The 13,647-nt window shown below is 64.5% G+C and carries 13 protein-coding genes; 6 read left to right on the top strand and 7 right to left on the bottom strand.

Features of this window, described 5'->3' with window-relative positions:
- Positions 1 to 220: 220 nt before the first annotated feature.
- Entirely contained in the window at positions 221 to 661 is a 441-nt protein-coding gene (locus HVO_RS07580; RefSeq protein WP_004044335.1) for an ester cyclase, read from the bottom strand.
- 571 nt (positions 662 to 1,232) lie between these two features.
- Between HVO_RS07580 and HVO_RS07585 the strand changes: the two genes are divergently transcribed.
- A complete protein-coding gene (locus HVO_RS07585) occupies positions 1,233 to 1,766 on the top strand; it encodes a hypothetical protein (RefSeq protein ID WP_004044334.1) in 534 nt (177 codons plus the stop codon).
- Positions 1,763 to 2,713: a homoserine dehydrogenase gene (locus tag HVO_RS07590; protein ID WP_004044333.1), complete on the top strand. Its 951-nt coding sequence runs from the start codon at positions 1,763 to 1,765 to the stop codon at positions 2,711 to 2,713. The genes HVO_RS07585 and HVO_RS07590 overlap by 4 nt, the downstream gene beginning before the upstream one ends.
- Positions 2,714 to 2,794: 81 nt before the next feature.
- Here HVO_RS07590 and HVO_RS07595 read toward each other — a convergent pair whose 3' ends face one another.
- A complete protein-coding gene (locus HVO_RS07595; protein ID WP_004044332.1) occupies positions 2,795 to 3,469 on the bottom strand; it encodes a type I 3-dehydroquinate dehydratase in 675 nt (224 codons plus the stop codon).
- Positions 3,470 to 4,079: 610 nt separating this feature from the next.
- On the bottom strand, positions 4,080 to 4,748 hold the full coding sequence (locus tag HVO_RS07600; RefSeq protein ID WP_013035589.1) for a type I 3-dehydroquinate dehydratase: 669 nt from the start codon (positions 4,746 to 4,748) through the stop codon (positions 4,080 to 4,082).
- Positions 4,749 to 5,077: 329 nt separating this feature from the next.
- Between HVO_RS07600 and HVO_RS07605 the strand changes: the two genes are divergently transcribed.
- Positions 5,078 to 5,974, top strand: a complete 897-nt coding sequence (locus HVO_RS07605; protein ID WP_004044330.1) for an NAD-dependent epimerase/dehydratase family protein — start codon at positions 5,078 to 5,080, stop codon at positions 5,972 to 5,974.
- A 60-nt stretch (positions 5,975 to 6,034) separates the two neighbouring features.
- Here HVO_RS07605 and HVO_RS07610 read toward each other — a convergent pair whose 3' ends face one another.
- The 3 genes from HVO_RS07610 to HVO_RS07620 all read right to left on the bottom strand — a co-directional run bounded on the left by HVO_RS07610 (position 6,035) and on the right by HVO_RS07620 (position 8,934).
- Complete coding sequence (locus HVO_RS07610) at positions 6,035 to 6,808, bottom strand: IclR family transcriptional regulator (protein WP_004044329.1); 774 nt, start codon at positions 6,806 to 6,808, stop codon at positions 6,035 to 6,037.
- Between the two features lie 221 nt (positions 6,809 to 7,029).
- Positions 7,030 to 7,719 carry a 4-carboxy-4-hydroxy-2-oxoadipate aldolase/oxaloacetate decarboxylase gene (locus tag HVO_RS07615; protein ID WP_004044328.1) on the bottom strand — a complete coding sequence of 230 codons (690 nt, stop codon included), beginning with the start codon at positions 7,717 to 7,719 and terminating at the stop codon, positions 7,030 to 7,032.
- Positions 7,720 to 7,923: 204 nt separating this feature from the next.
- Entirely contained in the window at positions 7,924 to 8,934 is a 1,011-nt protein-coding gene (locus tag HVO_RS07620; protein WP_004044327.1) for a Bug family tripartite tricarboxylate transporter substrate binding protein, read from the bottom strand.
- 246 nt (positions 8,935 to 9,180) lie between these two features.
- Between HVO_RS07620 and HVO_RS07625 the strand changes: the two genes are divergently transcribed.
- Positions 9,181 to 10,224, top strand: a complete 1,044-nt coding sequence (locus HVO_RS07625; protein WP_004044326.1) for a zinc-dependent alcohol dehydrogenase — start codon at positions 9,181 to 9,183, stop codon at positions 10,222 to 10,224.
- Positions 10,225 to 10,443: 219 nt separating this feature from the next.
- Here HVO_RS07625 and HVO_RS07630 read toward each other — a convergent pair whose 3' ends face one another.
- Positions 10,444 to 11,091, bottom strand: coding sequence for an MBL fold metallo-hydrolase (locus tag HVO_RS07630; RefSeq protein ID WP_004044325.1), 648 nt, complete (start codon positions 11,089 to 11,091; stop codon positions 10,444 to 10,446).
- Positions 11,092 to 11,378: 287 nt separating this feature from the next.
- Here HVO_RS07630 and HVO_RS07635 point away from each other — a divergent pair, with 287 nt between their 5' ends.
- Positions 11,379 to 11,894 carry a tripartite tricarboxylate transporter TctB family protein gene (locus tag HVO_RS07635; RefSeq protein ID WP_004044324.1) on the top strand — a complete coding sequence of 172 codons (516 nt, stop codon included), beginning with the start codon at positions 11,379 to 11,381 and terminating at the stop codon, positions 11,892 to 11,894.
- Positions 11,894 to 13,381 (top strand): tripartite tricarboxylate transporter permease, encoded by a 1,488-nt coding sequence (locus HVO_RS07640; RefSeq protein WP_004044323.1) that lies wholly within the window; start codon positions 11,894 to 11,896, stop codon positions 13,379 to 13,381. The genes HVO_RS07635 and HVO_RS07640 overlap by 1 nt, the downstream gene beginning before the upstream one ends.
- Positions 13,382 to 13,647: the final 266 nt, after the last annotated feature.

A 13,647-nucleotide genomic window follows, 5' to 3' on the forward strand; every position in this document is an offset into this window, starting at 1 on the left:
TGTGTTCTGAACACACGCAGCATATGACATTTGAAAAATGTTTTAATGGAGGACGTTGTAGCGTCTACTGCAGGTAGATACCTGCACTTGGGTTGCGTATACAGGGGAGGTTTTCCCCAGTGTCCGTGGAGTGCGGGCGGGTGCCCGGTCGTCCGCGCTCTTCCTTTTCATCCATCGAGCGGCGCGGTCGCCGCACAAAACATATCGGTCTCGGCGGGTCTCACGCCGTGGGCGGTTCGACAGCGCCGAGTTGCGTGAGCATGCCGAGCATGTCCGGTTGGACCCACCGCTCGGCAATCACGCCGTCTTCGATGCGGGTAAACACCATGTTGCCGACTTCGATGGGCTTCCCGGTCGGTTCGATGCCCATGAACGCGCCGTCGTGGGTCCCGCGGAGCGTGACGCGCATGGCGACCGTGTCGCCCTCGGTAATCGCGTCTTCGACCGTCGCCGAGAAGTCGCTGAACGACTCCTTGAGTCCCGAAATCTGGGCTTTGAGTTCGTCGCGTCCGCGGACCTCCCCGAGCGGACTGTGGTCGAGGACGTCCTCGGCGCAGATTTCGTCGATGAGGCCGACGTTCCCCTCGCTCGCGACTTCCTCCGGGGAGCGTCGCGCGATTCGTTCGTTCCCCGTCGGTGTCGGTGCGCTTGCTGATGCCATTCTTGTTCTCTCCTCTCCGTCGCACCCGTCCGCAGACCGCAGCGTTCTCGCGTACCGCCGGCGGCGGATACACCGAACTCTACGCTGTGTGGGCTGTTAACTATTTTCTGTGCATCGTCTCGGCGTCCAGCAGACAGTACTGCTCTTAACAGACACAACAAAGGGACAGAAGACGAGCGTCGTTTGGTTCTCTCGAATTGAGTTTTGGACGACCTCTATCGAATCTCCAATACGCTGTGTAACCGAAATAAGTAGTGGCAATTCGCGAGTGATATCTTCGGACTTAGATTTCTCAAACACACGCCCCTGAATTTTCTCCGGTTCGATACTGTATGGTATATGCATTACTCTGTTCTCGGGTCGACCTCCCGGCGCGGTAATCTTTGTAGCGAACCTGTGCACATTTCGGGCCGACGCGCGTACGGCGAACCCTCAGCGATGACTCTCTCACAGCAGACGGGGCGGCGGCCGCGCCCGGGGCCGGTGCCCGACCCGTTCGAACGCAATACGTATATGGGTGTGCTCGCACGAACTTCGACAATGAACGACGCGTTAGTACGGTGTTGGACAGATGAGTGAGGTCCACAACGACGTGCAGGCGTACACGCTTCGACTCGAACTGGTCGACGAACCCGGCGAACTCCTGCGGTCGCTGCAACCCATCGCCGAACGCGGGGGGAACCTCCTCTCGATTTTCCACGAGCGCGGCAACGTCACCCCGCGCGGCTACATCCCGGTGGAAGTCGACATCGAGGCGACGCCCGACCGCTTCGACAACATCGTCGAGGGGCTGAGCGACGCCGGCATCAACGTCATCCAGGCCGGCACCGAGCGGTACAGCGAGCGCCTGACCATCATCTTCTCGGGACACCTCATCGAGACGGACCTCTCCGACACGCTGACGCAGATCGAGGCGACGCGGAACGCGACCGTCACCGATATCTCGCTGTCCGCACCCGCCGGCTCTATCGACGTCTCCAGCGCCCGCTTCCAACTGGCCGCCGAATCGGGGTCGACCGAAGACGTCCTCTCGGCCATGCGCGACATCGCCGACGAGAAGGACCTCCAGCTCGTCGAGCCGCTGACTGTGGGGGGTCGCGCGTGAGGCTCTGCGTCCTCGGTGCCGGTGCGGTCGGCAGCGCCGTCGTCGAACTCGCCGCCGAACACGGCCACGTCGTGACCGCGTTCGCTGACTCCGACAGCGCCGTCGTCGACGCCGACGGCATCGACGCCGACGCGGTGCTGTCGAAGAAGCGAGAAGACGGCGTGGTCGGGGATGCCGACCCCGAATCGGTGTTCGACGCCGACTACGACGTGTTAGTGGAGGCGACGCCGACGACGCTCGGTGACGCCGAACCCGGCTTTTCGCACGTCGAGCGCGCGCTAGCCGACGACCGCCACGTCGTCTTGGCGAACAAAGGCCCGGTCGCGGAACGCTACGCCGACGTGCGTGCGCTCGAAGCCGACAGCGAGGGGACCGTCCGCTTCGGCGCGACCGTCGGCGGCGCGCTCCCCATCCTCTCGACTATCGAGGACGTGGGCCCGTCGCGCGTGTCGGCGGTGTACGGCGTGCTGAACGGGACGGCGAACTTCGTCCTCTCGCGGATGGCCGCCGAGGGACTCGACTACGAACACGTCCTCGCGGAGGCACAGGACCTCGGCGTCGCAGAGGCCGACCCGGCCTTCGACGTCGACGGCACGGACACGGCGCTCAAGGGCGTCATCGTCGCCAACGTCCTCGCCGAGGGCGAGACGGAGTTCACGCTCGACGACGCCGAAGTCGAGGGGATTCAGGAGCTCTCGGGGGGGATGCTCGACCTCGCGCAGGAAGACGGCCAGACGATTCGACTCATCGTCGAAGTCGCGGACGGTTCGGTCCGCGTCGGCCCGCGACTGGTGTCCGCAAACGGGGCGGTCGCCCCGTCGGGGGCGGAAAACGCCGTCCAAATCGAAGCCGACTACTGCGGCCGACTGGGCATCACCGGGCGCGGGGCCGGCGGTCCAGAAACGGCGAGCGCGGTGCTGACGGACGTCGAGCGGCTTGCCGACTGACGCCGGGCGACGAGTACGAGTTCGCGGCGAGAAGAGATGAAACGAGTCTGTTGACGGCGGGCGGCCGCAGGGTCGCCGGCGTCAGTCCGAGAGCGTCAGTTCCTTCGGCACCGACACCTCGCTCCGAATCGTGTCGATGACCTGTCCGTCGACGCGCTCGTTTTTGGTGAGTTCGATGAGCGAGGCGAGCTTTTCGAGCGGAATCTGCCCCGGCGCGTAGTCGTTGTCGTCCGCGAGGAGGGGCGCGTAGCCGAGCTTCGACCCGTAGAGATGGCCGATGACGCGGGTGTGACTCCCGAGTTCGCCCATCGAGATACCGGCCACGTCGATGCCGCGGTTGGTCGCGTCGTTGACGGCCTCCAAGAGCGTGAGCGTGTCGCGCTGGTTTTGGGGGTACACCGCCACCTTCGCAACGTCACCGAACTCCGCGCACTGCTCGATGATGGCGTCGAGCACCTCGCGGTCGGGCGTCTCATCGAAGTCGTGATGCGAGATGATGAGCTGCACGTCGTTCTCGCGGAACTCGTGGGCCAGCCACTCCTTGGCGCGGACGGTTTCGAGTTCGATGTCGACGAACTCCACGGCGTCGTACCGAGATGCGGAAAACAGGTCGTCCAATCGTCCGGTGTCGCTTGCCTTCCCCCCGAACCATCGTGCGCGATTGGTCGCGATTATCGGGAGTTCGCCGTCGTACGCGGCGAGTTGTTCGAGCGGGTCGTCCGCTTGGTCCATTCGGAATTCGATGAGGTCTGCCACCCCTCGTGCGTCTACCTCTCGTGTGAGGTCGTTTGTTGTCGCCGCCAGTGCAGACTCGTCGAGTTTCATGTGAACGCCTATCATCCCATCGCGTATAAATCTTAGCTGTCGACGCAAGAGTTCTCACCCCCTCGTAGGCGCTGAGAGACGCCGTTTTCGGCGGTTCCTCCGGAATGTTCATCGAATATATCGGCTATGAGCCGACGATTATGAGGCGCTGAGTTGAACACTATCGAGAAACCTTCGGCGTTCGGCGTCAACGCTCGGCTATCTGTTCTCCGACGACGCGACCGGACACCGGCAGTCGACGTCTGCCGGCGACCGACGTGGGCGCGCGCAGTCGGTGAGCCACCCGGTCGAGTCGTTCGGTCGCCCGGCCGTCCGACCACCCCGACTCGAACGGCGTCTCGCCCGGACGAGTCGGTCCTATCCGGCCGAATTATATCTGATTTCTTTGAGTACTGTATTTCTGATAGTATCACCGTCTCGTCGGCACAACGCTCCCGCGTCGGGCCGGTCCGAAACACCGACAGTCGCGGACGATTCCGCGGACGAACCGCCCGGTTCGACGCGGTCGACCCGTCGATTCGCCGTCCCCGACTCGACGGGCTCACCGGGCCGCAGAGACCCACTCGACGAGGTACGACAGCTTTTCGAGGTCGATGTCGTTCGGAGCGCGCTCGTCGCTGACGATGGGTGCATAGGCGATGGACGCACCGTAGAACACGCCGATGACGCGGGTGTGGCGGCCGATTTCGCCAAGCGCGTAGCCGGTAACTCGCATCCCCCGTTCGGAGGCGGTATTGAACGACTGCAACAGCGCGAGCGAGTCGGTTTTCTCCTCGGCGGTGACGACGAGCTTCGCCACGTCGCCGTAGTTATTACACTCTGATACTATCTGCAAAAGTTCCGTCTTCTGAGGTTTCTTGTGGCGGTCGTAGTGGGAGACGATGAGTTCGACGTCCTGCTCGCGCAGTTCGTCTCGGAGCCATCCGCACTCACGAATCGTCCGCAGTTCCACGTCGACCATCTCGACGGCGGCGAACGCGGCGGCGGCCGCGAGGGTCTCCAGCCGGTCGGACTCGGCGGCGGTTCCACCGGCCCACTCCGGCCGGTTCGAGACGATGAGCGGGACCGACCCGTCGTACTCGTCGAGCGCGTCGAGCGGGGTGGTCGCCCCGTCCATCCGGAACTCGACGTAGTCCGCGATGCCCTCCGCGGCCGCCGCTTCGGTCAGCGTCTCGGTCACTCCGGCCAACGCGTATGCGTTCGCAGCCATGGAACTTGATACCAAGCACTCGTATAAAAATAGTTCCCCGCCGAGCGCGTTTCGCCGTCACCTGTCAGTCCCTCGAAACCCGACACACAGTCACGCACGCCGCCGTTTTGACAATGTTGGAACCATCCGAGAGTCACGAATCTCGGTCGACGACGGCGTTTCGCGGATAACTATGACAAACTTAATCCTGTAATTATCATGGTCTTACAGACCATATTTGTTTCAACGATGTCGAAATACGGACGGTCGAAGCGGCGCGTTTCCGAGCGAGACGAACTTACCGCCGCCACCAAGATTTAAATCGGGGAGTTCCGTATCCCTCAGTATCGATGGTTACGCAGCAAGTCCTAGTCACGGGTCCGTTCGGTGAGGCGGGCGAAGCGATTCTCAACCACCTCGCGGAACGCGACGAGTACGAGTTCACGTATCTCGACCGGACCGAACACCCGGAGTACGAGACGTTCGTCGCAGACATCGCGGATTACGAGGCTATCCGCCCGGCGTTCGACGGGCAGGACGCCGTCATCCACCTCGCCGCGCAGTCCGACGCGGGCGCGGCCTTCGAGGATATCATCGAGCCGAATATCATGGGCACGTACAACGTCCTCAAGGCGATGGAGGACGCCGGCGTCGAGAAGCTCATCTACGCCTCCTCCCAGCGCGTGATGGGGCTGTACGAGGAGGACCTCGCGCCCGACCTCTACGAGGAGGACTATCCCAGCGAGTACGACCCGCTTCGGTTCACCCACGAGACGCTCCCGAAGCCCGACGGCTACTACGGTGCCTCGAAGATGTTCGGCGAGCACATCTGCCGGACGCACGCTCGCCGCGACGGCGCGCCGAGCCAGGTCTACTCGATTCGCATCTCCAGCGTGCGGACCGAGCAGTACGACCACCCCTACGGCGACGCTGAGCGCGGCGTCGACCGCGGCGACGAGCACAAAGTCGAGGACGGCGAGGTGTGGGACCAGTCACAGACGGGCTCGTGGGAGCGCGGGAGCGACGAGTACGAGGAGATGGTCAAGCGGCTCAAGGCGACGTGGACCTCGCAGCGTGACTTCGCGCACCTGCTCGAATGCTGTCTCGAAGACGACTCGGTCACCTACGACACGTTCTACGCGGTGAGCGGCAACAAGGCTCGCTGGTTCGACACCGACCACGCGAAGGCGGTCCTCGACTACGAACCGGCCGACGACGGCTCCGAGTGGGACAGCCCTCCCGAGTGAGACGACGGGAGATCGCCGCCGAGCGCAGCGACCGCGGCCGACGGCGCTTCGGTCGCCCGCTCAGTACTGCTTGATTTTCAGCTCGATGATGTTCTTCTTGTTCAGGAGCGCCGGGCCGAGTTCTTCTTCGATGCGGCCGTCCTCGATGCGGCTCATCGGGCCGCTGATGCTTATCGCGCCGACGGCGTCGTCCGGCTCGGAGACGATGGCGGTGCCGACCGCGCAGACGCCGGGGTAGTGTTCCCCACGGTTGATGGAGTAGCCGCGGTCGCGAATCGCTTCGAGTTCCTCGTGGAGCGCCTCGCGGTCGGTGATGGTGTCGTCGGTCAGGGCCGGGAGGCCGCGGCGGTCGACGATGCGGTCGACCTCGTCCCGCGAGTGCTTCGCGAGCATCGCCTTCCCCGTCGCCGTCGAGTGGAGGTAGAGGTGGTCGCCGAGCGGCGCGTCGTCGTCGATGGACTCCGGGCTCTGGGCCTTGTAGAGCTGGACGGCGAACCCGTTTTGCTCGACCGTCACGTTGGTGTGCTCGCCGGTCTGTTCTTTCAGTTCGTCGAGTTCCGGCTTGGCGACCCGGTACAGCGCCATCCCGTCGCGCATCGCCCCGCCCATCTCGAGGAACCGCAGGCTGCAATGGTACTCGCTTCCGACCTTGACGACGTAGTCGGTGTCCACGAGCGTCGCCAGATGGATGTGCGCCGTGCTGACCGGCAGCTCCATGTCCTCGGCGGTCTCCGACAGCGTCGCGCCGTCGACTTCGCGGAGATATCGGATGATGTCGAACGCCTGTTCGACGCTCTGTATCCGCCGCGAGCCCGACCCGGTGGAGTTCGTCATGACTTGACGATGGGCCACCGCGTCCCTAATAGCACCGATTCGTTTCAACGATGTTGGAGTTTGGCGGGTCGAACGTCCTGACCGCCGGGGTCGCGTGGCCGACGCGTCGCTCGCGACTGGTCGGGGTTCGGGAAAAACGCGGGTCGCGCGGGTGGCATGACAGTCGACGTGCGGACTGTTCGAGTCGGTCGTCGTCGCGGCTCGCCGCGTCTTCGGTGACGTTAGTGAATCGAGTCTTCGGGACCGACGATGGTCAGGTTCTCGAACAGTTCGTCGTAGCCGTTGAGTTCGTAGAGGTACTCGCCCTTGAGGACTTCCTCGCGGACGGAATCTTCGGTGCTGAGCTTCTCGTGTGCGCGTTCGAGGACTTCCTCGGCTCCCCTGCGGGGAATGACCGCGAGCCCGTCGTCGTCGCCGATGACGATGTCGCCGGGGTCGACGCTGACGCCGCCGACGGAGACGGTGACGTTGACGGAGCCGGGGTCCTGCTTGAGCGGTCCCTGCGGATTGACGCCGCGGCCGTACACCGGGAACTCCATCTCGGCGATTTCGCGGCTGTCGCGGTACGCGCCGTCGATGACCAGTCCGGCGAGGCCGTTGGCCTGACACGAGGTGCACATCAGTTCGCCGACGTGGCCGGTGTCGGTGTAGCCGTCGCAGTCGATGATGAGCACGTCGCCCGGCTCGGTCAGCGTAATCGCCTTGTGGATGATGAGGTTGTCGCCGGGCGCGGCCTTCACCGTGACCGCGGTCCCGGCCATCTCGACGCCGTCGTAGGCGGGCCGGAGGCCGGCGTCCATGGTCAGTCCGATGTTGCCGGTCACGTCGGAGACGATGGTGCTCGGAATCTCCTCGAACGCCTCGACGAGTTCGCGGTCCGGTCGCTCTACGTCGGGCTCTATCGTGTGCATACCCGACTCGATGCGGACGATTCACGTTAAACTATCGGTCGGTCGAACGCTTGCGGTCCGCGTCGCGGGTCGCGGGTCGCGGGCGCGCTGTGAGGACCGCCGCCGCTCGCGGTGTGGAGACGACGAAAAGAGAAGGGCGCAGGTACGTGTCGAGTCGGGTGCCTCTGTCGCGGGGAACGGGATTCGATGGCGGCGGTGGCGACGTTACTGCTCTTCGATGCCGAGTTCGTCGACGAGGTTGCCGTAGAACTCGTACTGCTGGTCGAGGAAGTCCTGAAGCTCGTCGGGGCCGCGTTCGACGCGGATGAAGTTGTTGTTCTCCATGAACTCCACGAACGAGTCGTCCTCGTAGACGGCGCTGTACACGTCGGCGAGCTGTTGCTTCAGTTCGTCGTCGATGCCGGCGGGCGCGAAGTGCGCGAGCCACGAGCCGATGGAGATGTCGAGACCCTGGTCTTGGAGCGTCGGCGTGTTCGGGAGCGCTTCGACCTGCTGGTCGAACGCCACGCCGAGGGCGGACAGTCCGCCGTCTTGGACCTGCGGCGCGACCTCGGCCGCGCCGACCGCGGTACAGTCGACCTCGCCGTTCACGACGGCCGTCATAGCCGGGGCGGCACCCTCGTAGGAGATGTGCTCGACGTTGACGCCGGCCTCGCTGGCGATGCCGGCCGCCGCCATGTGCCACGACGACCCGAACCCGGAGTTCGCCATTTGCAGGGTGTTATCCTGCCCGTAGCTGATCCACTCGTCGAGCGTGGAGAACTCGGCGTCCTCGCTGACGACGAGCGCCGCGGGGAACTCGGTGTACTGCATGATGGGCGTGATGTCGTCGGGGCTGAGGTCGGCGATACCGAGGTGCTCGAACAGCGCAATCTCGGGGGCAGTACAGCCGATGGTGTGCCCGTCGGGCTCGGCGTTGGCCGCCGCGTTCATCCCGACCGAGCCGGAGCCGCCGGTCTGGTTGCTGACGTTCCACGAGACATCGGTGTGGTTCTCAGCCGCGTCTGCGACCGCGCGGCTCGTTCGGTCGGCTCCGCCCCCGGCGGACCACGGCGAGATAACCTCGACCGGACGGGAGGGCCACTCTTGCTCTCCCGAGAGGCTGCCGAGACAGCCGGCCGAGAGCGCAACCCCGCCGACGCCGGCGGCCTTGATGAAGTTCCGTCTGTTCAGCGCGCTCCGTCCACTCCGATTGCTAATGGTGTCGTCTCCCATTGTACCCGAATGTTTGAACAATCCATACAATAAGCATTGTGGTCGCTCCGAATATGGCGCGACGGTCGATACCGCGGTGCAGTTCTGAACGATTTCGCGCGCCCGCGAGCGCCGGCCGAAACGGGAGGATTCGCGGGGACTCGCGCTCGCGACATCGCTTGACGGCTCGCGTTCGTGTCGACCGTTGCCCGCAAGCTTCTCCCCCAAGAGCGTAGATTTATACCCCGGCGGTATTCAAGGAGATGTATGCGCGGGTTAGCCAAAACGAGCCGAGAGCCCGGAGCTATGGAACTCGTCGACGTCGAGACACCCGAACCGGCGTCCAACGAGGTCCTCATCGAAGTCGACTACGCCGGACTCTGCGGGAGCGACGCGGGAATCTACAAGTTCAAGTCCGCCTTCGAGCGGATGGAGATGCCGACCATCATCGGCCACGAGTACACCGGCCGCGTGGTCGAACGCGGCGAGGAAGCCAGCCGGTTTTCCGTCGGCGAGCGCGTGGTCGAGCGACCGATTCGCGGCTGCGGCGAGTGTTTCCAATGCCAAATCGGTGAGGAGAGCATCTGTCAGGACGCGGTCCTGACCGGCATCGACCTCGATGGGGCGTACGCCGGCTACATCGCCGTCCCCGAGTCGGCGCTCCAGTCGGTCCCGTCGAACGTCGAACCGAAGCACGCGGCGCTCGTCGAACCGACGGCGATTTGCACGCGTGCGGTCATTCAGAACTCCCGGGTCAAAGCCGGCGACCGAGTGCTCGTCGCCGGTCCCGGTCCCATCGGGCTGCTCTGCGCGCAGGTAGCCGCTTCGCAGGGCGCTGAAGTCGTCGTCGCGGGCGTCGGTCGGGACACGAACTACCGACTGCCGCTGGCGGAGGAACTCGGCTACCCCGCGGTCAACGTCGAGGAAGACGACCTGAGCGCGACCCAGCGCGAGCTGACCGGCGGCGTCGGCTTCGACGTGGTGTTCGACACGACCGGCCACCCGTCGGGCCTGCCGATGGCGGTCGAGCAGGTCCGCAAGGGCGGCCAGATAGTTCTCGTCGGCCAGACCGGCGAGACCACGATGGAGTTCACGCCGCTCGTCCGCGCAGAGGTCGACCTCCAGTGTACCTACGGCGCGACGTTCGAGGACTTCGAGCGGGCGTTCCGACTCATCGGCTCGGGCGACGTGGACCACGCCACGTTCCTCGACGACCGCTACCGACTCACCGAGTCCGAAGACGCCTTCGAGGCGTTCCTCGCCGGCGAGACCTGCAAGCCGGTGTTCGACGTCTCGGTCCTTCGGGAGTAAGGCGACCGATTCCGTCTCGCTCGTAGTCACCCTCAGCCGCCGTTTCATAGCCGCGGTTCAGTTCTCAGCCACGGCTCGTTTCACACCACAGCTCGTTCACCACTCGTCTGTCTCTGTCCAGAGCGACCGCTTCGCAGTCGGTCGTCAGAAAAGCATGCCGCGAAGTGGGCTATCGGGAATCGTGACACCGCCGGTGCCGCTCGGTTCGACGGGGCGGGGTCACTCCGGCCGGGGGTCCCACTCGCGCTCGACGAGGAAGTCGTCGAGCTTGCCCTTGGGGTCCTCGAAGACGTGCGAACCGTGGAAGACGAGCAGCGTCTCGAAGTCGTACTGGAGCAGGTCGTAGAGGTTGATTTCGGCGGCCTTGTGGTCGTCGTTGAACAGCGCCGGCGGCGGGAGCAGGTAGCCAGCCGGGAGGCCCGCGCGGTCGGCCCCGTCGAGGGCGTCTCCGGAGATGAGGATGCCGCGGTCTTCGAGCAGGAGCGCCGAGGTCGCCTTCGTGTGGCCCGGCACCTCGATGACGCGGATGTTCCCGTCGAGCAGGTCGCCGTCGGTGAACGTCACGTCAGGCTCGTAGTCGATGGCCTCGTGGAGCTTCGACTCGTTGGCCGACGCGACGAGTTCGGGGTCGAACGCCTCCATCACCGACGGGAGGCCGCCGTGGTGGCCGTGGTCGCCGTGGGTGATGATGACGCGGTCGACGCCGCCGTACTCCCGCTCCAGAATCTCGACGAGCTCCTCGCCGTCCTCGTCGAAGCCGGTGTCCACGAGCGTCGTCTTCCCCGTCGGCGTGTCCTTCAGGACGAGGACCCGGACGTGGTCGAACTGAATCTGGTCGATACCCTCGGTGGCGTTGCTGACACTCATTCCGGTGGAACGGTGGTTCGCAGCGCCGGTTAATTCTATCGATGGGCGCGAAACCCGGCGTTGTCGCCCGCGGACATATCGACTTCGCTACCGTACCGTCCGCCCGCCGGGCCACGCTTCAGTGTGCGGTTGTCCAGTCTCGCTGGCGGTCTCCGACGGTGACTGGACGATGGTCTCGACCGTACTTACCTCCCGTGTCGTGACTTTCAGCCCCGAACGGACGGGGAAAGACCAATATGTTTATTACATACGATTGCTTGGTATCATACCACGAGGCAGAACAAATAATGGTGATTCAGAAAGTCGGGGCCGTCCTTGATAGAATCGGCTTGGAGAGCGTTCGTTCAAGTCCGCTGTCAGTCTTCTTCATCCTGTTTTCGGTCGTCGTCGTCTTCTTTGCGAGCCAGTTCCCGTCGGGTGACGGCGTCGGGCCGTCGTTCTTCCCGATTGCGGTGTCGGTCGGCATCATCTTCTTCGCCGGCATCGACGTGCTGACGGGGTCCGAGACGGAGCTCGAAATCTCGGAGTTCGACTTCAAGCCCGCGGCCGTCGTCGCGGGGTTCCTCGTCGCGTACGTCCTCGTGATGCCACACCTCGGGTTCCTCGTGTCGACCATGGTGTTCATGCCGGTCGTCCTCTACTACTCGAACATCCACTCGAAGCTGCTGCTCGCAGTGCTGTCGATTGGGTTCCCCATCGCGCTGTTCTACATCTTTGGCCGCATCTTCCTCGTTCGCCTCCCTGAGGGTATCATCCCGGTGTCTCGACTGCTGCCGCAGCTCCCACTGGCGGTGACCTTCTGATGGTCGTCGAATACATCGGGCAGGCGCTCGTCAACCTCGCTGACCCGTTTATCCTCCTGTTGATGGTCGGCGGTATCTTCCTCGGCATCCTCATGGGGTCGATTCCGGGGATGACCGCGACGATGACCATCGCGGTCCTGCTCTCGTTTACCTTCACGATGGAGCCGAGTCAGGGGATGATTCTCCTGTTGGGTATCTACGGCGGCGCGGTGTACGCGGGGTCGATTCCGGCGATTCTCATCCGCACGCCGGGTACCCCGTCGGCGGCGGCGACCATCTTCGACGGCCACCCGCTCTCCCAGAAGGGCGAGGCGGGTCGCGCGATTCGCGTGAGCACCATCGCGTCGTTCGTCGGCGGCGTCATCAGCGTCTTCGCGCTGATGTTCTTCTCGCCGGTCATCGCCGACGCCGCCCTCCGGTTCCGCTCGCCGGAGTTCTTCGCGCTCGCCTTCTTCGGACTGACCATCATCGTCAGCGTGAGCGGCGACTCGCTCACCAAGGGCATGGTCTCGGGTCTGCTCGGGATGCTCGTTGCGACGGTCGGCATCGACCCCGTGACCGGCTTCCACCGGTTTACGTTCGACATCCCCGAACTGCTCACCGGCGTCGAGTTCATCGCCGTCATGATTGGCCTCTTCGGCATCGCCGAGGGACTTCGCAAGTACTCTCAGGGCATCAACAGCGGGAACGACCGCGTCGACCAGGAGATAACCGGCGTGTTCCCCTCGCTTTCCGACCTGCGGTCCATCGCGCCGGTCAGCGTCGGGTCGGGCATCCTCGGGTCGTTCATCGGCGCGATTCCCGGCGCGGGCGGCGACATCGCGGCGTTCATCACGTACAACGAGGCCACCCGCTGGCTCAAAGACAGCGTCCCGTCGTTCGGTGAAGGGAACGTTCGCGGCGTCGCGGCCGCCGAGTCCGGGAACAACGCGAGCACCGGCGGCGCACTGATTCCGACGCTGACGCTCGGCATCCCGGGCGACTCCGTCTCCGCCATCCTCATCGGCGCGCTGTTGGTCCACGACGTGAACCCCGGTCCGGGCCTGTACCAAGAGGAGCCGGTCTTGCTGTACACCATCTTCGTCGGGTTCCTCCTCATCTACGTGTTCATCCTCATCTTCGGCATGCTCGGCGCGAACTACTGGGCGCGCCTCATCAACATCCCGAAGTCCCACATCTGGCCCGTCATCCTCGTGCTGTGTGTCATCGGAGCCATCGCGCTCCGCGGCAACGTCTTCGACGCGTGGATTATGCTCGGCGCGGGCGTGTTGGGGTACGCGATGCGGCTACGGGGCTACCCGCTGGCACCGATGGTGCTCGGTCTCATCCTCGCGCCCATCGCGGAGGAGAACCTCCGCCGGTCGCTCGTCCTCTCGGGCGGGTCGCCGACCATCTTCCTCACGAGTCCCATCGCCCTCGTCATCATCCTGCTCGGTCTGGGTGCGATTGCGCTCCCCGCCGTGCGCTCGATTCGCGCGAACGCGTAACGCCGCCACCCTCGACGCTTTTCTCACGCCGCGTTCGTTCCCCGTCTGATTTCTCCCGCGGGTTGCACCCGAACGGCGCACCGCTCGGCGCTCGCGACGCGTGCGGTGCTTCGACAGCAGGCAAGGCGCGCGCCCGAGGCTAACACCGAGACGGCTCACGACGGCTGCCGGAGTGTTGTCGGCTCCCGGTTCCATTCTGTTCACTCCGGTCTCTCACACCCCCACGCGACGGCGTCGATGTCGCGGGCGACCCGCTTGAACTGACC

Source organism: Haloferax volcanii DS2 (genome assembly GCF_000025685.1).
Classification (GTDB): Archaea; Halobacteriota; Halobacteria; order Halobacteriales; family Haloferacaceae; genus Haloferax; species Haloferax volcanii.

What these genes read in the sequence shown, in the direction of transcription:
- HVO_RS07625 (WP_004044326.1), top strand. Translation starts at nt 9,181, where the DNA reads ATGCGCGGGTTAGCCAAAACGAGCCGAGAGCCCGGAGCTATGGAACTC.
- HVO_RS07620 (WP_004044327.1), bottom strand. Translation starts at nt 8,934, where the DNA reads ATGGGAGACGACACCATTAGCAATCGGAGTGGACGGAGCGCGCTGAAC.
- HVO_RS07580 (WP_004044335.1), bottom strand. Translation starts at nt 661, where the DNA reads ATGGCATCAGCAAGCGCACCGACACCGACGGGGAACGAACGAATCGCG.
- HVO_RS07615 (WP_004044328.1), bottom strand. Translation starts at nt 7,719, where the DNA reads ATGCACACGATAGAGCCCGACGTAGAGCGACCGGACCGCGAACTCGTC.
- HVO_RS07585 (WP_004044334.1), top strand. Translation starts at nt 1,233, where the DNA reads ATGAGTGAGGTCCACAACGACGTGCAGGCGTACACGCTTCGACTCGAA.
- HVO_RS07610 (WP_004044329.1), bottom strand. Translation starts at nt 6,808, where the DNA reads ATGACGAACTCCACCGGGTCGGGCTCGCGGCGGATACAGAGCGTCGAA.
- HVO_RS07635 (WP_004044324.1), top strand. Translation starts at nt 11,379, where the DNA reads ATGGTGATTCAGAAAGTCGGGGCCGTCCTTGATAGAATCGGCTTGGAG.
- HVO_RS07605 (WP_004044330.1), top strand. Translation starts at nt 5,078, where the DNA reads ATGGTTACGCAGCAAGTCCTAGTCACGGGTCCGTTCGGTGAGGCGGGC.
- HVO_RS07600 (WP_013035589.1), bottom strand. Translation starts at nt 4,748, where the DNA reads ATGGCTGCGAACGCATACGCGTTGGCCGGAGTGACCGAGACGCTGACC.
- HVO_RS07640 (WP_004044323.1), top strand. Translation starts at nt 11,894, where the DNA reads ATGGTCGTCGAATACATCGGGCAGGCGCTCGTCAACCTCGCTGACCCG.
- HVO_RS07630 (WP_004044325.1), bottom strand. Translation starts at nt 11,091, where the DNA reads ATGAGTGTCAGCAACGCCACCGAGGGTATCGACCAGATTCAGTTCGAC.